The organism is Aliidiomarina sanyensis, from assembly GCF_003987175.1.
Taxonomy (GTDB): Bacteria; Pseudomonadota; Gammaproteobacteria; order Enterobacterales; family Alteromonadaceae; genus Aliidiomarina; species Aliidiomarina sanyensis.
Genome location: NZ_PIPM01000004.1, coordinates 1 through 23045, shown reverse-complemented (window position 1 = coordinate 23045; position 23045 = coordinate 1). Strand labels below are relative to the sequence as shown.

The 23045-nt window shown below is 51.8% G+C and carries 19 protein-coding genes and 1 tRNA gene; 9 read left to right on the top strand and 11 right to left on the bottom strand.

What is annotated here, in order from left to right; genetic code table 11:
• Positions 1-106: 106 nt before the first annotated feature.
• Both CWE11_RS05345 and CWE11_RS05340 read left to right on the top strand, forming a co-directional pair.
• The gene (locus CWE11_RS05345; protein ID WP_241971736.1) at positions 107-1102 is read left to right on the top strand and encodes an FKBP-type peptidyl-prolyl cis-trans isomerase; all 996 of its coding nucleotides are present in this window, start codon (positions 107-109) and stop codon (positions 1100-1102) included.
• Positions 1103-1320: 218 nt separating this feature from the next.
• Positions 1321-3873 carry a penicillin acylase family protein gene (locus CWE11_RS05340; protein ID WP_126776575.1) on the top strand — a complete coding sequence of 851 codons (2553 nt, stop codon included), beginning with the start codon at positions 1321-1323 and terminating at the stop codon, positions 3871-3873.
• An 80-nt stretch (positions 3874-3953) separates the two neighbouring features.
• On the opposite strand, the gene rsd is transcribed toward CWE11_RS05340, so the two are convergent.
• Positions 3954-4433 carry a sigma D regulator gene (rsd, locus tag CWE11_RS05335; RefSeq protein ID WP_126776574.1) on the bottom strand — a complete coding sequence of 160 codons (480 nt, stop codon included), beginning with the start codon at positions 4431-4433 and terminating at the stop codon, positions 3954-3956.
• A 133-nt stretch (positions 4434-4566) separates the two neighbouring features.
• Between rsd and nudC the strand changes: the two genes are divergently transcribed.
• The 4 genes from nudC (at position 4567) to CWE11_RS05315 (ending at position 10798) form a co-directional block, all read left to right on the top strand.
• The gene (gene nudC, locus CWE11_RS05330) at positions 4567-5373 is read left to right on the top strand and encodes an NAD(+) diphosphatase (RefSeq protein WP_126776573.1); all 807 of its coding nucleotides are present in this window, start codon (positions 4567-4569) and stop codon (positions 5371-5373) included.
• A 36-nt stretch (positions 5374-5409) separates the two neighbouring features.
• Positions 5410-6477 (top strand): uroporphyrinogen decarboxylase, encoded by a 1068-nt coding sequence (hemE, locus tag CWE11_RS05325; RefSeq protein ID WP_126776572.1) that lies wholly within the window; start codon positions 5410-5412, stop codon positions 6475-6477.
• Positions 6478-6596: 119 nt separating this feature from the next.
• A complete protein-coding gene (locus tag CWE11_RS05320) occupies positions 6597-7652 on the top strand; it encodes an efflux RND transporter periplasmic adaptor subunit (protein ID WP_126776571.1) in 1056 nt (351 codons plus the stop codon).
• A gap of 11 nt (positions 7653-7663) precedes the next feature.
• Entirely contained in the window at positions 7664-10798 is a 3135-nt protein-coding gene (locus CWE11_RS05315) for an efflux RND transporter permease subunit (RefSeq protein ID WP_126776570.1), read from the top strand.
• Between the two features lie 77 nt (positions 10799-10875).
• Here CWE11_RS05315 and CWE11_RS05310 read toward each other — a convergent pair whose 3' ends face one another.
• From CWE11_RS05310 to rsgA, 3 genes are all read right to left on the bottom strand, one after another.
• Positions 10876-11595: a glycerophosphodiester phosphodiesterase gene (locus tag CWE11_RS05310; protein ID WP_126776569.1), complete on the bottom strand. Its 720-nt coding sequence runs from the start codon at positions 11593-11595 to the stop codon at positions 10876-10878.
• A 29-nt stretch (positions 11596-11624) separates the two neighbouring features.
• Positions 11625-12506, bottom strand: a complete 882-nt coding sequence (gene asd, locus CWE11_RS05305; protein WP_241971735.1) for an archaetidylserine decarboxylase — start codon at positions 12504-12506, stop codon at positions 11625-11627.
• 74 nt (positions 12507-12580) lie between these two features.
• Positions 12581-13594, bottom strand: a complete 1014-nt coding sequence (gene rsgA / locus CWE11_RS05300) for a small ribosomal subunit biogenesis GTPase RsgA (RefSeq protein ID WP_126776568.1) — start codon at positions 13592-13594, stop codon at positions 12581-12583.
• A gap of 160 nt (positions 13595-13754) precedes the next feature.
• Between rsgA and orn the strand changes: the two genes are divergently transcribed.
• The 3 genes from orn to CWE11_RS05285 all read left to right on the top strand — a co-directional run bounded on the left by orn (position 13755) and on the right by CWE11_RS05285 (position 15047).
• A complete protein-coding gene (orn, locus tag CWE11_RS05295) occupies positions 13755-14327 on the top strand; it encodes an oligoribonuclease (RefSeq protein ID WP_126776567.1) in 573 nt (190 codons plus the stop codon).
• Between the two features lie 75 nt (positions 14328-14402).
• Positions 14403-14478: transfer RNA gene (locus CWE11_RS05290), tRNA-Gly, on the top strand.
• Between the two features lie 203 nt (positions 14479-14681).
• Positions 14682-15047 (top strand): MaoP family protein, encoded by a 366-nt coding sequence (locus CWE11_RS05285; RefSeq protein WP_126776566.1) that lies wholly within the window; start codon positions 14682-14684, stop codon positions 15045-15047.
• Between the two features lie 54 nt (positions 15048-15101).
• Here the strand turns inward: CWE11_RS05285 and purD are convergent, their stop codons facing one another.
• The 7 genes from purD to CWE11_RS05250 form a co-directional block, all read right to left on the bottom strand.
• Positions 15102-16385 (bottom strand): phosphoribosylamine--glycine ligase, encoded by a 1284-nt coding sequence (gene purD / locus CWE11_RS05280; protein WP_126776565.1) that lies wholly within the window; start codon positions 16383-16385, stop codon positions 15102-15104.
• A 9-nt stretch (positions 16386-16394) separates the two neighbouring features.
• The gene (locus CWE11_RS05275; protein WP_126776564.1) at positions 16395-17228 is read right to left on the bottom strand and encodes a class I SAM-dependent methyltransferase; all 834 of its coding nucleotides are present in this window, start codon (positions 17226-17228) and stop codon (positions 16395-16397) included.
• 149 nt (positions 17229-17377) lie between these two features.
• On the bottom strand, positions 17378-18949 hold the full coding sequence (purH, locus tag CWE11_RS05270; protein ID WP_126776563.1) for a bifunctional phosphoribosylaminoimidazolecarboxamide formyltransferase/IMP cyclohydrolase: 1572 nt from the start codon (positions 18947-18949) through the stop codon (positions 17378-17380).
• 166 nt (positions 18950-19115) lie between these two features.
• Positions 19116-19916 carry a DsbC family protein gene (locus CWE11_RS05265; protein WP_126776562.1) on the bottom strand — a complete coding sequence of 267 codons (801 nt, stop codon included), beginning with the start codon at positions 19914-19916 and terminating at the stop codon, positions 19116-19118.
• A gap of 237 nt (positions 19917-20153) precedes the next feature.
• Positions 20154-20450: a DNA-binding transcriptional regulator Fis gene (fis, locus tag CWE11_RS05260; RefSeq protein ID WP_126776561.1), complete on the bottom strand. Its 297-nt coding sequence runs from the start codon at positions 20448-20450 to the stop codon at positions 20154-20156.
• A 10-nt stretch (positions 20451-20460) separates the two neighbouring features.
• Positions 20461-21444, bottom strand: coding sequence for a tRNA dihydrouridine synthase DusB (gene dusB, locus CWE11_RS05255; RefSeq protein ID WP_126776560.1), 984 nt, complete (start codon positions 21442-21444; stop codon positions 20461-20463).
• Between the two features lie 402 nt (positions 21445-21846).
• Positions 21847-22884 (bottom strand): type II toxin-antitoxin system HipA family toxin, encoded by a 1038-nt coding sequence (locus tag CWE11_RS05250; protein ID WP_198675601.1) that lies wholly within the window; start codon positions 22882-22884, stop codon positions 21847-21849.
• Positions 22885-23045: the final 161 nt, after the last annotated feature.

The window sequence follows — 23045 nt, the reverse complement described above, 5'->3', positions numbered from 1 at the left end:
GTTGGTCATTTGTGCTGATTTCCGTATATGATAGGCGTCTTCTCATCTGGTGTCGCCCCGAACAATGGAAGCGCGCCCATATAATGACATGAAAACGGAGAACTCCATGAAGTTAATGTCCAAAGCCCTCATCGTTTTGTTGAGCGCTGTTATTCTTGCGGCTTGCGGTGGTCAAAGCCCAGATCGTGTGGATTTACGCAAAGAGCAGGATGCCCGCTCTTATGCGGTTGGTGCTGCTGCGTTGCGTGAAGTGACCCAAGTGATCGAGATGCTCACGGATGAATATCCTGATGTTGCGGGCCAAGAGAAAAATGAGCTGCTGCATGTTGGTTTTGTGGACATGATGAATCGTGAGCCGCGCCTGCAAACTCAGATGCTCGAGCTTGAGTTGATGGTTCGCGGTTTGGATGACGCTGCAGCGATGGCGGACTTACCAGCCATCAAAGAAATGACATTTGATGACGATGAAATGACCTCTCAACTGTACATGTTGGGCGCGTATTTAGGTATGCAGATTCTGTTGATCGACAACATGCTGCAAGACTATGACAAAGGCCTGAACGGTCGCATTGTGGCGATTGGCTTTTGGGACGCGCTGAATGACGAAAGCCGGATGGATGATGACGGTATTACCGAACAATGGGAAGAAATCCGGAGAATTCTGACGGAGTCGGTACCGGAGACGGAGCAAGTGTTATCCGAAAACCATGCTCGTGGTCTGGCCTATTTAGAAGAAAATATCGAGCGTGAAGGTGTGATGGTGACGCCTTCAGGACTGCAGTTTGAAGTCTTGCGTGAAGGCGATGGTCCTGCACCAGGTCCGACAGATATCGTAGAAGTGCATTACGCAGGAACCTTGGTAACCGGTGAGGAATTCGATAGTTCGTACGAGCGTGGCGAAACGATTCGGTTTCCGGTGAACCGCGTGATTCCCGGCTGGACTGAAGGGCTCCAACTGATGCAAGTTGGCGCGAAGTATCGCTTTGTCATCCCACAAGAGCTGGCCTACGGCGACTCACAGCGCGGCCCGTTGATTGAGCCTTACTCAGTGCTGATTTTTGAGGTCGAGCTGATTGATGTGATTCCAGCACGCGTAGATTAAAGGAATTTGGGAAGCTTCGCTTAAGGAAAGCCCTCTTCGGAGGGCTTTTTTTTGCGCTTCAGTGTGCACCAAACTGGACCAGCGTCCTTTTAACTGGTTTGACCTTTTTCGGGCGGTGTTAAATACTGAATCTCACGATGTTCATTCGAACACAGAAAAAAATGACCGAGGTAGGCGGTACGGTCTGCATGTTTCCCCTAAGAATAAGGATAATAACGATGCGTTCTCCGCAGCCGAGTCTATCTCGTATACTCCGATTAAGCGTCCTAGCCACCGCATGTACCCTTGTGCTCACTGGGTGTTTTGGCTCCTCATCCAGCCCTGATATCCAAGAACCTCCGGTTGTGACCCCTCCACCGCCGCCCCCAGGTCCTGATCCGTTTGGCGTGACGACCTTTGCTCCCGGAGAAGTTAGTGCATCCATCACGCGAACTGACTTTGGCGTTCCGTATATTACGAGCGATAGCTTGGAAGGGATTGCGTTTGGCACCGCGGTTGCTTTTGCGGAAGACAATATCTGTATTTTAGCGGATCAATTTGTCCGGTTTAATTCGCGTCGGGCGCGCTTTTTTGGTCCTGATGCAGTACCGGGGTCGGGTGATAGTGGAAACGTGATCAATGACTTCACCTACAAAGCCCTCGGGATTCGAGCGCTCGCCGAAGAGAATATTAGCAATCTAAGCGAAGAGAGTCAGGCACTTCTGCAGGGATATGCTGCGGGCTATAACTATTACCTAGAGACGACCGGCGTCGAAAATATTGCCCCGCCATGTGCTGGTATGCCATGGGTGCAGCCGATAGAGCCGGTCGACATGCTCACCTATGCCCTGGGCGTAGCACTGCTCCCCGGGGCCGCGAATTTCTTGCAGCCTCTGTTCATCGCGACACCTCCGGGAACCAGTTTCAATCCGACTCCGGTGGGAGGCATGGAAGGCGAGGGGACCTTCTCCATTGACCTCGACCTAACAGCGATGGATGTGCCGCACCCAAATCCTGAGGAACTGGGCTCTAACGGTTGGGCACTTGGCCGGGATATGACCGAGAATGGCATGGGTATGGTCCTTGCTAACCCGCACTTCCCGCATGTAGGCAATCAACGTTTTTGGCAGTTCGGAATCGAGATTCCGGGTGAAATGAAAGTTGTAGGCGGCTCGCTGACAGGGATGCCGGGCGTTGTGAATATAGGTTTTAACGAAAACGTGGCGTGGACGCATACCTTCTCAACTGCGGAACGGTTTGTGGTGTATCAATTGCACCTGGATCCAAACGATGATTCGGGCATGACCTATTTAGTGGATGGCGAACCTCAAGCCATTCAAGAACAAACTATTCAAATTGAAGTCGCTACCGGGCCGACCAGCACCATCACTTTGGAGCGAACGTTCTACTCGAGCTCATTTGGCCCCATGCTCTCTATTCCCGGTAACTTTGAGTGGGGTGGCGATTTGGCTGGGACGCGATCGGCATTTGCGTTGTTTGATGCCAATTTGCCGAATTTCGATATCCTCGACCACTGGTTGGCGCTGAATGTCGCATCGGACATAGACGCGGTGGAGCGCTCGTTTGAACATTACACGGGCTTGATTTTCAACAATATCATGGCTGCCGATAAAAATGGTGACGTGTTCTTTACGGACGGGTCCTCGGTGCCTGATTTGCTGCCTGAGGCTCTTCAGGAGTTGCGGACGAATCTGGTGCTTCTGGCGGTCCGTGGACAAGCCCCGTTTACTCTAGTACCTGGTCATCGCACCATGTTCCGTCCACAAGGGCGTGTTCCGTTTGAACGTGCACCGCAATTGCGGCGGACCGACTTTGTACAAAACTCAAATGATTCGTTTTGGCTGACCAACCCAGATGCACCTATCGTGAGCACCAGCAATCCAGATTATTACTTGTTTGGTCCCTACAACAATCAGCAAACCTTGCGTTCACGAATGGGGCAAAAAAAGCTGATGGAACTTAGCGACGTCACGCTAACGGAAATGGAAGAGGCACTTTTGAGCAATCGGGCGTTCCTTGGAGAAGAGCTGCATGCGGATCTGGTAGCGGTTTGTACTGCTCGCGGCGACACACCGGTCGATATTGGCAGCCGCACTGTGAACATTGCACAAGCCTGTGGCGCGCTGGCACTGTGGGATGGTCGAATGGACCAAAACAGCATCGGTGCTTTTGTCTTGCGGGAATTTGCCGAACGGTTCAGCCGTAATCCACAATGGGCCATTCCTTATGACTTCCGCCGTCCGTTGGAAACTCCAAGTGGACTTGGCAATAGTGCGGAGGTATTGCGGATGCTTGCTGAGGCTGTAGATAAAATTGAGCAAAGTATTCATCCCGTGACTGCTTCATTGGGCGAAGTTCAATTTGTTGAACGCAGCCTGCCGAACGGCCAGCCAAGCGGTGAACGGCTGCCGTGGTCCGGAGCAAATAATATTGAAGGTGGTTTCAATGTGTTCCGTTCACAAGGAGCAGAAGATGGCACCTTGCTGCCGCGTCATCGGTATCCATCGCTGTCGCAAACACAGTTGTCCGAACAGGGGTATCACATTACCAGCGGTTCCAGTTGGATGTTTGTGATGCGCTTCACGGAGGAAGGTCCTGAAGCCCGTGGCTTGCTGACCTATTCACAATCAAGTGATGTGCGCTCGCCACATTTCCTCGATCAAACGGAATTGTATTCGGATATGCCACAATTGCGTCCGCTATGGTTTACAGCCGATGATATTGCAGCGAATGCCATTTCAACACGCACGGTCGGTGCGACGGACGATTAAGCAAGAAGATAGAACGAAAAACGCTGCACCAAGTGCAGCGTTTTTTTTGACCGTCTTGTCGGTCAGAACCTACAAGCTGTTTAAGCTTGCGGGAGTACTTCGTGCTCCGCGAGCAGTGCGATCAACTGATCTTCATATTCCAAACGGTTTTGCAGTGCTTCCCCAAGTGTAGAAAGATCGCGGGTAAAGTGCGGTAACGAGTCTTCATCACAGGCTTCTGCGTATTCATCATTGAACCGCAGCGCCGCTTCCGTAGTGATGGCGATTAACGGATACAGCTGCTTGGCCAGCGCATCGGTACGTTGATTGTGGGCTTGAGCTTCTGCCAAAATGTGATCGTACAGTTCAAAGTGACCGGCGGATATGTAATCAACCAGTACCTCGCAAAAACCTCGAATATCTTCTGCTGACGGGAGTTGTTCTGGGTGTTCATCGTACGGGGGAAGTCCAGCGAGTTTAAAGTAACGAACGAGAAGGTCTTGCCGTTCATCAAGCCAGCGATCGAGTGCCGTATTCAATCCTGCCCATTGCTGTTTGGCTTCTTTGTTCCGGCGTAACATAATAGTACTCCTTGCAAGCGTCCTGCGTGACCGGTTGTTTTGTTCACTCTACGTTGTGAGTGTGGGTAAAAGCAACTTTATTTCGAACTCCCTTGCGTTTCTTTAACGATTGAACTACGAAGATGAGGCTTCTATGATTCGTCCCGCCGAAACCCCTGCAGCTGATGTCCAGGTCCACTGGTTTATCGTGCGGGAAAACAAGCTGCTCACAGACCCTCAAGGAAATCTTCCGGTCGCTCGCATTGATGATTTCCCACAAGCCATGACGGCCTACACAGCACGGATTGGAGAGCTTGCTGAGGGGCCGGCGTACGTCATGCTATGGCCGGAAGATGAGCGAGAGCCTGCCGGCTATCTGTGGACGCCATTGCGCCAATTATTACTCAGCAAAGACAGCGAAGCCTTTGCCTTGGCGGGTCGCGCGTGCCAAGTACAACATTTTCTTCTGACACATCAATTTTGCGGCCGCTGTGGTCATCGCACGGAAGAGGTTCAGCACGAGCTTGCAGTTAGCTGTCCAGCTTGCGAATTCGTCAGTTATCCGCGCATCTCTCCTTGCATTATCGTTGCGATCTACCGAGGTCGAGAGATTCTATTGGCGCGGGGTAGCCGTCATCCCGAGGGGCTTTTTTCGGTCCTCGCCGGGTTTGTGGAAAGTGGCGAGTCGCTCGAACAGGCACTTCACCGTGAGGTTTTTGAGGAAGCGGGTATTCAGGTGACGGATTTACGTTACCGCTTCAGCCAGCCTTGGCCCTTTCCTCATTCTCTGATGGCCGGGTTTACGGCCCGCTGGGAGGCCGGCGATCTGAATTTTGATGAAGATGAGCTGCTAGAAGGAGGATGGTTTGATATTGAAGCTTTACCCCAAACGCCACCCCCAGGCACCATTGCTGCACGGCTCATTGCGACGGTAAAAGCTGAAGTTCTGGGAAGTTCTTGATAGAATCCCGCCGTCATTTGTGAGGATACAGAATTTATGAGCTATGAATTGAAGAACGACCGGTATTTACGTGCGTTGGCGAAACAACCGGTGGATCGTACACCGATCTGGATGATGCGTCAGGCGGGCCGTTATTTACCAGAGTATCGGCAGGTTCGTGGACAAGCGGGCGATTTCATGAGCCTGTGCCGCAATGCAGAGCTGGCCTGTGAGGTGACGCTACAACCATTACGCCGTTATCCGCTCGATGCCGCAATCTTGTTCTCCGATATCCTCACTATTCCCGATGCAATGGGATTGGGCCTCTACTTTGAGCAAGGCGAAGGACCACGTTTCGAACGGCCTATTCGAGACGCGAAAGCTGTCGAGAAGCTCGGTATCCCAGACCCAGAAGATGAACTCGGATATGTCATGCGTGCGGTCAGCACCATTCGCCGGGAACTCAAAGGTGAAGTACCTCTGATTGGGTTTTCGGGAAGCCCGTGGACACTCGCAACCTACATGGTAGAAGGCGGGAGTACCAAGAACTTCTCGGTGGTGAAATCCATGCTCTACCGGGAGCCGAAAGTCATGCATCAGTTGCTGGATAAGTTGGCGCAGTCAGTCACCAGCTATTTGAATGCGCAAATCGCCAATGGAGCGCAATCGGTGATGATTTTTGACACCTGGGGTGGTGTTTTGTCGCCGCGGGACTACCAAGAGTTTAGCTTACGCTACATGGCGCAAATCGTGGATGGACTAACACGCGAAAATGAAGGCCGTAAAGTTCCTGTCACATTGTTCACGAAGAATGGTGGCCAGTGGCTCGAATTGATGGCGGCAACGGGTTGCGATGCACTGGGCGTTGATTGGACCACGAATATCGGCGATGCGCGTCGGCGTGTCGGTGATCAGGTTGCCTTGCAAGGGAATATGGATCCAAGTGTTCTGTATGCAAGCCCTGAGCGGATTCGCGAGGAAGTTCAGACTATTCTGGAAAGCTTTGGATCGGGCACGGGACACGTGTTTAACTTAGGTCATGGGATCCATCCCGAAGTCGACCCAGCGCACGCGGAAGCCTTTATTCAAGCGGTTACCGAACTGAGTTCTGCCTTTCACAAGTGATCGTTTTTGCGACCAATCCCGATATATAAGCGTTGAAGGTGCCGAGACTCGTGGCACCTTTGCGTTACAATGCCCGTATTGAGTATTCCAAAAGTTAGAAAGGGACGCCGGGATTCATTATGTCGAAACGTTCATATTTCACACCCTTAAGTGTTGTTGCAGTCATTCTTGCTGTAGTTGTCGGGTACCTCTACTTTGCTGAAGGGGAAGATATTTCTGCTCAGCGAGGCCCGGGGGCTGTGACTGTGGTTGGCGCACCTGCACGGGTTATGGAATTCCGTGACACCATCGAAGGCCTTGGTACAGCGCAAGCCCGAGAATCGGTCGATATCATGGCGCGAGTCTCCCAAACCGTCCGCGAGATTTATTTCTCTGATGGCGACGATGTGGAAGAAGGTCAATTGATGGTGCAATTGTCGGACCGCGAAGAGCGCGCGCGAGTGCAAGAGCTTGAATTCCGTTTGGCAGAGAATCGCCGTCAGTTGAATCGTCTGCGTGAGCTGGCGCAAGAAAACGCCGCATCACGGAGCATGATCGAAGAACAAGAAGTACGGGTCGAACAAACCTCCGCGGAGCTTGAAGTTGCGCGTTCACGGCTTGAAGAGATGACCATTCATGCGCCATTCAGCGGAAAAGTCGGTTTGCGCAAAGTGAGCCCCGGCCAATTGGTCCGCCCCGGTGACGTGATTACAACTCTGGATACCATTACGCCCATTTTTGTTGATTTCAGTGTCCCTGAATTGCATTTGACGAGCTTGCGCCCGGGCCAGCGTGTCATTGCACTTTCAGCCGCCTATCCTGGCCGAGAGTTCATCGGCGAGATTGTTAGCCTAGGCTCGCGCGTCGACCCAGTCACCCGCTCGATTTCGATTCGAGCGGCGATTGATAATGAGAACCGTGAGCTGCGAGCAGGTATGCTCTTGCGCATTCAATTGGAACGTCGCGTTGATCACACTCTGATGGTCCCTGAGAGTGCGGTGATTCCAATCCGTACTGAACAGTATGTCTTTATTGTCAATGACGAGGGGCGCGCAGTGCGCACCCAAGTTGAAGTCGGGCGTCGTCAACCAGGTTGGGTTGAAATTCGGGATGGGATTCAAGAAGGCGACATGGTGATCGTTGAGGGGACCATTCGAGTCCGCGACGGATTACCCGTGACCGTGACTGAACGCTAAGGGGAACGCGCATGTTTTTGTCAGATACCTCCGTTAAGCGTCCGGTCTTTGCGACGGTTATTAATATTCTTTTGATTATCTTCGGGGTTGTGGCCTTTACGTCACTGCCCCTGCGTGAGTATCCCAATATTGATCCGCCGGTGGTTTCGATTAACACCAACTATCCGGGTGCCAACGCCGAGATTGTTGAAACTCAAATTACACAAGTCATTGAAGAACGTATTAGTGGAATTGATGGTATTAAAACCATCACGTCGCGCAGCCGCGATGGCAACTCACGGATTACGATTGAGTTTGAACAAAGCCGAAACATCGACGATGCAGCGAACGATGTCCGAGAACGGGTTCAACGGGTATTGCGAAATTTACCTGAGCAGGTAATGCCGCCCGAGGTGACGAAGGCGAATGCCGACGAAGATACGGTGGTCTGGTATAACCTCCGCAGTGAGAATATGACCACCCTCGAGCTCACCGATTATGCGAGTCGCTACATTGTTGACCGATTATCGGTTGTCGATGGGGTTGCGCGGGTTCAGATTGGGGGTGAGCGTCGCTATGCGATGAAGCTCTGGTTGGATCGGAATGCGATGGCTGCACGTGGTATCACGGTCACAGACATTGAGAACCGTCTGCGCGCTGAAAACGTCGAACTTCCAGCGGGAACCATCGAATCACGCGATCGGGAGTTTACTGTACGTGTCGCGCGCAGCTTCCTTACACCGCAAGATTTTGCGAATTTGACGATCGCATCCGGTTCTGATGGATTCTTAGTTCGCTTAGGGGAAGTGGCCCGGGTCTCACTGGAAGCAGAAGACGATCGTTCGGAGTTCCGTGGTAACGGGATCAACATGATCGGTTTGGGGATCGTGCGTCAATCAGACGCCAACACCCTCGAAGTTGTTGATAACGTCGAGCGAGAGATTGAGCGTCTGCGCGCCACCCTCCCAGCCAGTATGATTCTGGTGCCATCCTACGACTCGTCGATCTTCATCCGTGATTCAATCCAAGAGGTCTACAACACACTGTTTATCGCGATGGCGATGGTCGTCATTGTGATTTATTTATTCCTGGGAAATATCCGCGTCACCCTGATTCCAGCGATCACGGTTCCCGTCGCGCTCATGTCGTCCTACATCGTGTTGTACGCGATGGGCTTCTCGATCAACCTCTTGACCCTCTTAGCCTTGGTTTTAGCGATTGGTTTGGTGGTGGATGATTCGATTGTTGTGTTGGAAAACATCTATCGTCGGGTTGAGCAGGGTGATCCGCCCTTGTTGGCAGCGTACCGCGGAGCACGAGAGGTTGGTTTTGCAGTGGTTGCGACCACCATGGTGTTGATTGCGGTGTTCGTGCCGCTGATATTCCTCGATGGAAACATTGGGATGCTCTTTACCGAGTTCGCCATTGCACTTGCAGCGGCAGTCGCCTTCTCGAGTATTACGGCGCTGACGCTCTCCCCGATGTTGTGCTCGAAGATACTGAAGAAAAAAGAGCGCAACCGGGGGTTAGGCAAATTCTTAGACAATGGCTTTAAGCGTCTTGAAGAAGGCTATGAAAAGGTGGTTCGCCGAACCATTAGCTTCCCAGCCATGGCCTTTGCAGTGGTGGTGCTCGCCGCAGCCTCTGCATACCTGATGTTTGATCGGGTCGGTCAGGAGTTTGTTCCGCCGGAAGACCGCGGTAACTTCTTTGTGATGGTGCGCGCAGCGGAGGGTGCAAGCCCCGAGTCGAACTCGCGTAACATGCGGAAAATTGAAGAAATCTTGTTGCCGTATATCGATCAAGGCAAGGTGGATCGTTTGATTATTCGGACTCCAGGCTGGGGGAACAGTGCAGGGATCGCGATTGTTGGAACCATTCCGTTTAGCGAGCGGGATTGGAGTTCATTCGATTTAATGAACGAAATTCGCGTGAAGCTCAACGAAGTTCCTGATGTCATTGCGTTTGCTAACATGCGCAGCGGTATCAGCGGCGGCGGTGGCTCTCGTCCAGTAGAATTCGTTCTGCAAGGCAATACCTTTGAGGACTTGGCGCGCTATCGGGACATCGTGATTGAAAAAGCTTCGGAGAATCCGGGCCTGATCCAGCTCGATAGTGACTACAACGAGACGGTGCCGCAGCTCTTGATCCAAATCGACCAAGAGCGTGCAGCTGACTTGGGCGTTTCAGTCGGTGATATTGGGCGTACCCTTGAGAGTATGCTTGGGCAGCGCCGTGTGACACGCTACCAAGACCGCGGTGAGGAATATAACGTGATCCTTGAGGGTGAGCGTGAAGATTTCCGTTCTCCGCAATCTGTTGACAATATCTATGTGCGTTCACAGCGAACCGGTCAGCTTATCCCCATGTCGAATTTGGTCACGGTTCAAGAGGGCGCAACGGCGTCTCAGTTGAATCGTTATAACCGGATGCGTGCCATCACCATCACGGCCAACTTGGCCGACGGTTACTCGTTGGGTGAGGCCTTGAACTATCTTGAGAACATTGTGGCGGAGCATTTACCCGATGACGTGATGATTGATTACAAGGGTCAATCACTGCTGTACCAAGAGGGGGGGAATACGATTATCTTCATCTTTGCGTTGGCATTGGCAATCACGTTCCTGGTTCTTGCAGCACAGTTCGAAAGTTTTGTGCATCCATTCGTGATTATATTGACCGTTCCGCTCGCGGTGTTCGGGGCCCTATTTGGGCTCTGGGCGACGGGCATGACAATCAATATTTACTCACAAATTGGAATTGTGATGCTGATTGGTTTGGCTGCGAAGAACGGTATCCTCATTGTTGAGTTTGCCAACCAGCTGCGCGATGCAGGAATGAAATTTGAAGATGCGCTGGCGCGTGCGTCACGTTTGCGCTTACGCCCTATTATCATGACCGCGTTTACCACGCTGATGAGTGCGCTTCCATTGGTTCTCGCGAGCGGACCGGGTGCGGAGAGCCGAATGGTAATCGGTACGGTCATCTTTGCAGGCGTTGCATTCTCTGCATTTATGACGATTTTCCTGGTACCTGCGCTATACATGGGTCTTGCGAAGAATACCCGTTCACCGCGTCAGTTGGAGCGTGAACTGCAGCAAATGGAAGCAGATTATCCAGATCGTCGGGGTGAAGTGGCACTTCGCGAGGAAGCTGAGAAAGTTTAGTTCGCCAAAGCGTAGAGAGAAAAGCCCGGATTATTATTTCCGGGCTTTTTTATGCTGGGTGAGTTGTGCGGGTCCTGCTACACCAAAAAGGGCGATGTACGGGTGAGCCCGTCAAGCACATTGCGCGAGTGGCGCGGATGATTCGTAAAAATTCCATCCACGCCCCATTCCTGAAGCATCAGAATGTCTTCCGGTTCATCTACCGTGTAAACATACAGCAATAAACCCCGTCGATGAGCATCGGCCACCAGCTCGGGGGTTACAAAATCCACGTCAATATGCACGGAGTAAGCACCGAGGATTTCCGCAAAGGTTGCATAGTCAAGCATACAGCTTGCACTGAGCGCGCCAATTCGCGTTTCGGGACGTGCACGTTTGATATCGCGCAGCCAGTGATGATTAAACGCAGAGATGAGGAATTGCTCGTTTTCGAAGCCATGCGCTTGTATGGCATGTTCGATGGTGCTCAATAAGCGTGTTAGGTCTACCGCGGACTTCAGTTCGATATTGACCCAACAGCGACCCGCAATAAACGCGAGGGTTTCGTCGAGAGTGGGAACGGGGTGTTGGCTGAACACCCGTAAGGCGCGAATTTGCTCTTGCGTAAGATCTTGAAACCGCCCCGGATGGGCGGCAAGACGGCGCAGGTAACGGTCATGAAAGACAAAGATCTCGCCATCGACTTCCATGACATCCAGTTCAATGCCGTCTGCATGCGCATCAATAGCTCGTTCGAAAGCGACGAGGGTGTTTTCAGGCGCTTCAAAGCTTGCGCCACGATGTGCAATGACGTGCATAGAACCTCCTTCGTCACGTTTCGGTGTTGCTAGGTGTCTTTGCTGTCCTTTACGGTGCCAAGAATGGTGCCCATGCGCGTCACGGTACCTGGCTGAAGCGATTCATCAAACGACATTGAGTCTTTTGGGAAAACGAGCACCACGGTCGAGCCTAACTTGAAGCGGCCCATTTCCTCTCCCTTGTCCAAGGTGATCGCATTGAGGCCCTCCGCTGGATAATCCCACGTATGGATCCGCGGGCCGGTAGGCGGTGTGACGGTACCGGCCCAGACGGTTTCGATGCTCGCGACAATGGTGGCTCCAACCAGAACCATGGCAAACGGACCGTGCTCACTATCAAAGACAGCGACCACGCGCTCATTACGCGCGAAAAGATTCGGGACATTTTCGGCGGTGAGGGGATTCACTGAGAACAAGTCACCGGGAACATAAATCATTTGCCGCAAGGTACCGGCAAGCGGCATGTGAATGCGATGATAGTCCCGGGGTGCCAAGTAGATCGTGGCAAAGTCGCCGTGCTCAAATTCTGCGGCAAGTGCGCTATCGCCTCCAAGCAGCGCACGCATGGAATAGTTGTGATTCTTGGCTTGAACAATACTGTCTCCATGAATCGGACCTAACTGACTGACTGTACCGTCAACCGGATGGGCCAGTTGGCCGGCCTCGGCCAGTAAGGGGCGGGCTTCCGGTTTGAGCGGACGGGTGAAGAATTCATTAAATGTGGGGTACGCCTGCAAGTCCTCTTGCACCGCTTCACTCATATCGACGTTGTATTTATTAACGAACCAGCGGGTAAAAGCCCGCGTCAGCCATCCGGCGCGCGCGCTGGCAAATTTCCCCATCGCCCGGGAAAGGAGATGTTTTGGCATGATGTACTGCGCGATAATTTTAAAACGATCAACAGCTGACACGTGATTTCCTCATCTTCGTTCGCACCGGTTACGGCGCGGTGATACTTCGTGCACAGTCGCAATCTGCGCCTATGCTAATGCTGTTCTTTGACAATTCGGTGATAGTTCTCAACTCGTTTTGCATCGAGCGCTCCAGCGGTGACGGCGGCTTGAATTGCGCAGCCAGGGTCGCTTCCATGCTTACAATCGCGGAATTTACAGGTTCCGAGATAAGAACGAAAGTCTTTAAAGCAATAAGCGACACGTTCCGGAGCAATGTGCCACAACCCAAACTCGCGGATTCCTGGTGAATCAATCAACGCGCCGCCTTGCGCTAGGCCGTACCAGCGCGCCACCGTGGTTGTATGTTGACCCAGGCCCGAGCCGTCGGAGATGGCACCGATGGCAAGGTCAATTTCCGGCAGGGTGGCCTTAATGAGTGAGGACTTACCAACGCCGGATTGACCTACCAACACCGAGATATGATTCGGAAAAGCATCGCGAAGTTCCGCAATGCCCTCTCCCGTGTGCGCACTTACACGCAGGACGCGATAGCCAATAGCGGAATAAACGGCGAGTCGCGCGTCAATCGCTTCAGCCTCATCAGGGTGAATCAGGTCGGTTTTATTCATCACAATGATCGCGTCGATTCCGGCATCCTCACAGGCCACGAGATAGCGATCAATGATTTGATCAGAAAACGCGGGTTGTGGGGACGAAACGATAAAGATTTGGTCGACGTTGGCGGCGATCGGTTTGATGCCATCATATTGGTCCGGACGGCACAGGACCGATTCTCGCGCTTCCGCCGCCTCAATCACCCCTTGGAGGCCTTGCTCCGTTGCAGAAGCCCGACGCCATGCAACACGGTCACCGGTGACGAGGGTCTCTATTGTCCGACGAATGTTGCACCGCAAGATGTCACCACTTTCGCTTAGAACATCCGCATGTTGTCCAAAGCGACTGACAACGCGCCCGTACTCGAGTTGACCAAGCTCATCGTCTTGCCATTCGGCTTCTTCATGCATTTGACGCTTTGCGAGGCGCTTCTCTTGGTTTGCTCGCACGCGACGAAGCTGACCTTTGGTGAGTTTTGAACGTTTTGCCAAGGCAAATCCTGTCACTGAAAAATACTTTCACTATGGTAGCAAATTATTCTCTAGGCAGTTACTGAAACTCGGTACCCATGGTGGAAATCTCTCCGTCTTTTTTGACTCCGCTTGGCGGATTTTCGTGGTAGCATGATGACCATTATGGAAGGAGAACAGTATGACCGATGAAGTTGCGGCGCCGGCCCCAGACCGTCTGATTTGGATTGACTTAGAAATGACGGGACTCAGCCCCGAAGACGATGTGATTATTGAAATCGCGACCATTGTGACGGATGACCAGTTAAATATCATTGCAGAAGGCCCCGTTGTGGCCGTGCATCAGAGCGATGCGCGGATTGAGAGCATGGATGAGTGGAACACTCGGACGCATACGGGATCGGGCCTCGTACAACGGGTGAAAGACAGCACATTGCGTGAAGCTGAAGCCGAAGCACTCACCATACAATTCCTTCAGCAGCATGTGCAGCCGGGGAAATCACCGATGTGCGGAAATAGTATCTGCCAAGATCGCCGTTTTCTGGCGCGCTATATGCCAAATTTGGAAGCCTTCTTTCATTATCGAAACCTGGATGTCAGCACGGTAAAAGAGCTCGCAAAACGCTGGAAACCGGATATTCTGCCGGGTTTTAATAAGCATAATAAACACGAGGCGCTCGCCGATATCATCGAGTCGATCGAAGAATTGAAATATTACCGTGAACATTTTTTCGACGAACAGAAAAAATCTTAAAAGAAGGGGGTTGCAATGCCTCCTGAATTCAGTAAAATGCGCTCCGCACTCGCGAGTTAGCGGTGCCATTAAAATGCGGGAATAGCTCAGTTGGTAGAGCACAACCTTGCCAAGGTTGGGGTCGCGAGTTCGAGTCTCGTTTCCCGCTCCAAATTCAGAAAAAGCAGCCTTCGGGCTGCTTTTTTGCTTTTTGCGCCTCATGAGCACAGAAGGTCCACCCGCAGAGCTTCTTACCCGCAGACTGTCGATTTTTTCCAAAAAAGATTGACAAAGTTTTTTAATGCCTCTATATCGTCACGTGAACGCGGCAGTTCCACTGTCGTTTAGCAAAGTTGTCTGAATGGTGGATTTGATATGGCGACTGTAACTCGTGATACCCTGCTTCGGAAACCGTACAATGATTTCCGGAATTATCCTTATGGTTTTGCCCGTTCTGGCGATTTCTCAATCCGCGAGAGCGATGCCCTGTTGCACTATGGTTGCTTGATCACTGCGATGCTCAATGGTGAATTTGCGCCTGAAACGGCGGAAGACAAGGCCTTGTTAGCAGTGGCGAAAGGTGAAAAAGCAGCTGAAACAGCGGTCGAGAAAGCGTGGGTCAAGTATCAAGCGCGCATCAATCGGCCGAAAGTCGGCAGTATGTATGGTCGTTCGAAAGTCGTCGATGATTCCGATTTTGATTCGACCACCGCAGATGACGATTTGGTCGTAGAGGATTAAAAAAATGGCTCCTTCGGGAGCCATTTTTGTATCCGATACTGCTTCCTCGGGTGTCTAGCTTTGCTCGCGCTTGATGGCGCGATGCGCAATGTCCGTTCGGAAGTAGGCTTGGTCCCATTTAATTTGATGAACCAGCCCATAGGCTGCTGTTTGGGCCGCCGTCACGCTATCTGCCAACGCAGTGCAACACAACACACGTCCACCCGCTGTGACCACCTCACCGTTTTTAATCGCGGTTCCTGCATGGAACGTTTTGCTGTTTTCTGTTTCTGCTGGAATGCCAGTGATCACATCGCCTTTGCGATAGGCATCGGGATAGCCGCCTGCTGCCATAACGACACCGACAGCAGCACGTGGATCAAACTCAATCGGATTCACGCCGAGGCGTGCGGCAAGCGCATCAAAGCATAACTCCACAAGGTCAGACTGCAAGCGCATCATGATGGGTTGCGTTTCTGGATCGCCAAATCGGCAGTTGTATTCCAGAACCTTTGCCGTTCCATCGGGCGCGACCATCAAACCAGCGTACAAAAAGCCGACGTAGGTGTTGCCTTCCGCTTTCATTCCTTCCACTGTCGGCCGCATCACATGCTCCATCACCCAGTCGTTGACCGCTTGCGTCACGACGGGGGCGGGAGAGTAGGCACCCATACCACCAGTATTTGGACCTTTATCACCATCGTCCCGCGCTTTGTGGTCTTGGCTCGAGGCAAATGGCAAAATGGTGTCGCCATCGACCATGGCAATAAAGCTGGCTTCCTCACCGACCAAGAATTCTTCGACCACCACCCGGCTACCCGCTTCACCAAATTTATTGCCTGCGAGCATATCATCAATTGCCGCGTCCGCTTGCTCGAGGGATTCCGCAATAATCACACCTTTGCCAGCTGCAAGTCCATCAGCCTTGATGACAATCGGAAGTGATTGCTCACGTACATAAGCCTTGGCCGGTTTAATTTCACTAAATGTCTGGTAAGCAGCGGTTGGGATCTTGTGCCGCGCAAGAAAGTCCTTACAAAAGGCTTTTGAACCTTCCAGTTGCGCTGCACCTTTGGTGGGTCCAAAGATAGCCAGACCGTGCGCTTGGAACGTATCCACCACGCCCAATACTAGGGGGGCTTCTGGACCTACAATGGTGAGCGCAATATGCTCTTGTTGCGCAAATTCCAGGAGGCCCTGAACATCATCTGCTGCAATATTCACGTTTGAAATGCGCGGTTCGTTTGCGGTGCCTGCATTTCCCGGTGCAACGAAAACATGCTCTACGCGGCTTGATTGGGCCGCCTTCCAAGCCAAGGCGTGTTCACGACCGCCTCCGCCGATTACCAGTACCTTCATGCCTTGTTCCTATGCTTCAGGTTTTCGGAATTTCAGGGTAAAGCGATCGCTTTCCCCAATGGATTGATAGCGTTCCCGGTCGTTATCTCCGTGACGGAGGGTCGGGGGGAGTGCCCATACACCACCTTCGTGGTCTGCGGTGTCGTTTGGATTCGCGTTGACTTCGCTGCTTCCGACGTACTCAAAGCCTGCCGCTTCAGCAAAGGCTCGCGCCCAGCTCGCTTTCATGTAGCCGGAGGCATGCATTGCATCGTCATCGCGATCTTCAGGCAGCCGATGGTCGACAATGCCTAAAATACCACCCGGCTTTAGAGCAGCGTAAAACGCATCGAATGCGTCAGTAATCCCTTGCTCTTGCCCTTGCATAAACCAGTTATGTAGGTTGCGGAACGTAATCACGCGGTCTGCACTTCCTTCTGGGGCAATATCGTGTGCAACGCCCGGAGCGAAAGACGTCACAATGACGTTTTCATACACGTCATGGCTCGCCATCTTCTCTTCAAAGCGCGCCCGTGAGTTGCGGTACATTTCCCGCTCATGGTCTGCTGGGAAGTGCGCGGCGTACAAGGTCCCGCTCTCGTGTAAATAGGGTGCTAGAATCTCTGTATACCAACCAGCGCCGGGCCAGATTTCGACTACGGTCATGTCTGGTTGGACGTCAAAGAAATTCAGGGTTTCATATGGATTGCGATAATGATCGCGGTCTACGAATGCAGGGGTGCGGTGTTCAGCGGCAATTGCTTCTTTGAGCGCTTGATTGCCCCCATGATTATGGGCTTCTGCAGTTGTGCCGAAAGTAAGAGCAATCAGCCCTGCGACGGTCATCGGTGCGATGTGTTTCATATCAGGTCCCTTCTTGTTGAAGTGAATCGATGCTGACAAAGCAGCATCGTGACTCGATTATTATAGACAACATAACATCGGGTCGGCGATGAACCACCGCACAACCCGATCCCGATGATGAATACGCACGTTTCGCTCGTCCGGACGTATTAGTGACGGAAATGGCGCATGCCGGTAAAGACCATGGCAATACCATGCTCATCGGCCGCTGCAATGATTTCTTCATCACGAATCGACCCACCTGGCTGAATAATCGCTTTGATGCCTGCGGCTGCCGCGGCGTCGATGCCATCCCGGAATGGGAAAAATGCATCGGAAGCCATCACCGAACCAATGACTTCAAGTCCTTCATCGGCGGCTTTGATGCCAGCGATTTTGGCACTATAAACTCGGCTCATCTGACCGGCGCCAACACCAATCGTCATGCCATCTTTCGCGTAAACAATCGCGTTTGATTTCACGTATTTTGCGACGGTCCATGCAAAGCGCAGGTCGGCCAGTTGAGCTTCGGTCGGCTGTGCTTTTGTAACGACCTTCAGGTCGTTATCCGGCACGGAGCCATGGTCAATATCCTGCACCAGCAGCCCCCCTTGCACTCGCTTGAAATCTAATTGAGCAACGCGGGCTGAAAAATCGTGGGTAACCAGCAAGCGAACATTCTTTTTCGCTGCGATGATCGTTTGGGCCTTTTTGGTCACCCCCGGTGCAATGATCACCTCCACGAACTGCCGATCAATGATGGCATGAGCGGTCGCTTCATCGAGCGGTCGGTTAAAGGCAATGATGCCGCCAAATGCCGATGTTGGGTCGGTTTTAAATGCGCGGTCATAGGCCGCGAGCAGGGTCTTATCGACAGCGACCCCACAAGGATTTGCGTGTTTCACGATGACACAGGCGGGCTGCGTGAAGGACTTTACACACTCCAAAGCAGCATCGGTATCCGCGATATTATTAAAGGAAAGCTCTTTTCCTTGCAGCTGCGTTGAGCTGGCAACCGAGGCTTCGTGATGGCTTGGGTCCACATAAAATGCCGCACGCTGGTGTGCATTCTCACCGTACCGGAGATCTTGTTTTTTATGCAGCTGGAAATTAAGAGTTCGTGGGAACGGCTCGGGTTGCTCGTGGCTTTCAATGCGCTGACCAAAGTAGTTCGCAATCATCCCATCATACGCAGCCGTATGCTCAAATGCGCGAATGGCCAGATCAAAGCGAGTGGCATCGGTCACGCCATCGAATTGCGCGAGCTCACCGAGGACGCGATCGTAATCGTGCGCATTGACGATAATGGTAACATCTGCATGATTTTTGGCAGCAGCACGAACCATGGTTGGCCCACCGATATCGATGTTTTCGATGGCATCTTGCAAGCTACAGCCAGGCTTTTTAACGGTTTCTGCAAACGGGTACAAATTCACGGCAACCAGATCGATCGGCACAATGCCGTGCTCATCCATGGTGGCTTGATCTTGATCGCGCCGCGCTAAAATACCGCCGTGGATTTTCGGATGCAGAGTCTTCACGCGGCCGTCCATGATCTCCGGTTGTCCGGTATGCGCGGACACTTCGATCACTGGAATACCTTCTTGCTCAAGGAGCTTGGCGGTGCCACCGGTCGACAGGATTTCGACGCCACGGGCGTGCAGTGCTTGGGCGAAATCTACAATGCCGGTTTTATCAGAAACGCTCAAAAGCGCGCGTCGAACAGGGCGGATCTGGCTCATGATTCGTACTCGTTAGTTGCTAGCGTGAAGGGAAACACCACGGGCTCGCTGACGAGGAGGGCCGCATGATGGATGCGGCTGCATATTATACGTAAAAAGCGGTGGCGACGCGACCATTACCTGTCGCCTCACCACCGCTTTTCAATGTGCGAGCTGTACGAATAGCTTATTGCATGCGCTGAATGATTTGACGCGCCGGGTTGTATCCGGGGATCACGCCACCACTCGATAGCACAATGAATGGGGTTCCGGTCACGCCAACGCGCTGACCGAGCCGATAGCCTCGCTCAATAATCTCATGGCATTCGGCCGTCGTGCCGACGCCTGCATATTTATCGCCCGCCTGATCGAATTTGAAATCATCCATGGCGGTATGGCGATCATCCGCACAATAAATCGCAGAGAGCTGCGTAAAATCACGGCCCCGTTGCAGGCCACTGCGGGGATACGGAAGGTAATGCACAGTTACACCGGCGGCAGCGTATTCATCGAGCTCTTGGTGGAGGCGACGGCAATACGTGCAGGTTGGATCGGTAAATACATAGATGCTGCCAATTTCTTGAACCCCGTCATTGACAGAAAAGGTAATGCGCATTTCGTCGGTAACATTTGGCAGCTCTTGCTCTGCTACTTGCGCCATACGCTCGGTGCGATGCTCCGCGCTTAAATTGGTAATGTCGGACAGATCAAAGAAATCACCGACAAATGCGTAGCGGCCATCCTCGGTCACCACCATATTTTGCCCGCCTAAGTTGATTTCATACAGATTAGCGAAGCCAAACTCAGCAAGGTTGCGGTGGACGACGATCGACGCGTTGGCAAATCGCGGATTGTTCTCGCGGATCTTGCTTACCAGCTCGTAGTCAGCATCTGTGGTTGCTTCCGCGCCTGTGTGTTGCCCAAGCGTCAACCAAAGCGAGGTGGCGAGCACAGCGGCGCCCACTAGCGGGATAATCACTTTCTTCATAGGGGTTTACAGCCTTTCAATAACCAAATGCAGATGCGCTCACTCTACCCGAAGTTCGTGGACCGTGCAAAACGATGTGGCGTCTTGCAGGGTCAGGAGTGAAGTGGGTGCTCCATAGGAGAAAAAACATAAAAAAACGCTGCCTTAATAGACAGCGTTTTAAAGGGAAAGTTTTCGGATGTTTGCGGTTCAATGAATTCACTTAATCGCAATCTCCTCGCCTCAGGCGAGACCGAATTAATTCATACCGTACTTTTTAAGCTTTTTCCGCAGGGTCCCGCGGTTAATGCCAAGCATAGTCGCTGCACGTGTTTGGTTGCCACGGGTGTAAGTCATGACTTCTTCAAGTAACGGAGCTTCAACTTCAGAGAGAACCAACTCGTATAAGTCATCTGGATCTTGACCATCTAACTGCTTGAGGAAGTTGTTTAGCGCCTGCTTTACCGAATTGCGCAATGGCTTCGGATTTGAATTCTGGCCAATAGTTGTCAAAGGTGTGGATACTGCTTCACGATTTCCGTTTTGGTCAAACATAATAGCGCTCTTATCTCTCGTCTAAGTTAACAAAATATTCTTCTAGGGCTTCAAGTTGTTCGGATGCTGACTCAAGGGCATTAAACTGCCGCTTGAATTCCATCGCACCGGGTTTCGATGCCAAGTTGCCTTCCAGATACCAACCAATATGTTTCCGGGCGATGCGCAAGCCGCGTTGGGCACCATAAAAAACATGAAGTGCCTGCAGGTGTTCGCGCATGACGTGGGTGATTTCCTGACCGGTTGGTGCTGCATGCGCTTCGCCGGTTTCAAGAAAGTGCACGATCTCGCGGAAGATCCAGGGATTTCCTTGAGCTCCACGCCCGACCATAACCGCGTCAGCGCCCGTGTAGGTAAGCACATCACGTGCTTTCTCGGGCGTTGTGACATCACCGTTAGCCACCACAGGAATGGATATTGCCTGCTTTATTGCCTTGATGGTGTCGTACTCGGCATGGCCTTTATACATACAACTGCGGGTTCTTCCGTGAACTGCGAGCGATTGAATGCCCGCACGTTCCGCAATTTTTGCAATCTGTACCCCATTGCGATGTTCTGGGTCCCATCCGGTGCGTATTTTTAACGTCACTGGAACATCGACCGCTTCGACAACCGCATACAGAATGCGCTCAACTAGATCAGGGTCTTGCAACAAAGCCGACCCAGCCAGCTTTTTATTCACTTTCTTTGCTGGACACCCCATATTGATATCAATGATTTGGGCGCCTTCACTTACATTGTGTTGCGCAGCCCGTGCCATCAACTCCGGGTCAGACCCGGCAATTTGGACCGAACGAATTCCCGGCTCTTGGTGGTGCACCATTCGGGCGCGTGACTTCTCTGTATTCCATACTTCCGGGTTACTCGAAAGCATTTCAGAGACGGCCATGCCCGCGCCAAGTTGCACGCACAAACGACGAAATGGCAAGTCAGTGACTCCAGCCATTGGCGCTAACAGCACATTATTCGTCAGTTGATAAGAGCCTATCCGCATCGGTTATTTTCTGTTCAGCGAAAGGGAGGAGAATTTTAGGGAATTTGAGTGCTAAAGGAAAGGCGAGAAAGTGACCAAAATCGCATAAAATTGCAATTTTTACACTTGACATTGCCCGCACGAAACCCCTTGATGAGCGTGTGTTAACTGAATGTTATTCGCGGTTAAGGGCACGGGGAGCCGATGCTATGCCCGTTGGGTGCGGAACGGGCCAACTGCTGGTTAAATTTTATACTTATTTGCAATGGCTGAGTTGAGTGGTTTCAAACGAGAGAACAACGATGTTCAATGAATATTGAGATCGCTGCCACGGCACACGCGGAAATACGCTCTCGCTCTAACCGCATCGCGTTATTGAGTAAAATGAAATGCTCAAACAGGGTGTTTAGGTGACATTTAAGCTTACAACTCTATCGAATAAGGGTTTAAAAACTGCCGGTTCCAAAGTAAGCGTTTATCAATTTCCCCCAGCTTAGCTTCAGCACAAACCGCGTCCCAATGATCAGTAATAACCTGAATCTGGTGGTCAAAGATCTCCTTCGCTTCTTCCCTTGATAATAAAAAGTTATGAGCGGCTTCTAAGCACGTCGCTAACTGACTCATTCTATTGTTGTCAACAATCAGCATCGCCTGAGACGCCTCGTTTCCGGTGCGCCCTTGAGGGCAGATATCGTAAGCGGGAGTGATTGACAACGATTCTCCATCCCAGAATGCTGCGTGATTGCGTGCGTGGTCATCTGTATTGCCGCAAAGTATATTGAATGTGAGGCGGCAGAACAGTTCACGTAACGTTTTCTTGGGTTCAGTAAATCGGTGTCGAATAATCTCTGCTAGCGTTTTATAGCTCGCATATCGTGCCATCATATCATCCAGTGCAAATAACGTCAGTGCAGATACCATAGCTTTGCGGGTCCAGCCTTGTTTCGACATAACGCGGTCGAAGCGTTCGACTAGTAATACATCTTTATTAGCCGCCTTGGTTAACTTTACGGAAGCAACATTTAGTCCAACCAGTTTTGCCAAACGCATCGCAATGAACTCCGCCTTGACCACGTTATAGAGATCAGTGTTCGTGGAAAACTTCGCAATATATTTCGCTCCGCCATCCTCAATCACGGCTTTAGGGCGGGCTCCACCAATCGAGGTCCCATGAAAAAGCGCGCGATCTAGCTCTGGTGTAAGCGGCACTCCTTTCTCAACCCGCTCAGCGGATTCCAGCAGTTCTGTCATTGTCGCATTTGTTGCTGAGCGCGGAACATACTCCGTTGGCGAAAGCTGAAAATCTAATGCACCAATACGATCTGATCCCGACTCTAACAGATACGTTAGCTCATCAAGCTGAGCTGTATCAATGCCGTCACTTTTTCGACCCAACTTTCGATTAATAATAACGCGCCGACCCCAAGCATCCGGAGAACTGTCTCTGATGCAGCCCGGCATGCTCAGTCCGTTAAGCAATGGCAGCACTCCAGAGGTTAGTGCATCATTCTTTCTGTAATTTCGCCTGAGCTGGAAAAGGTGCAGGTCAAAGTTTATCCTTTTGATTTACCGACCAAAGTAAATTGAAAGAGGAACCACAATGACCTGCGATATACAGGATA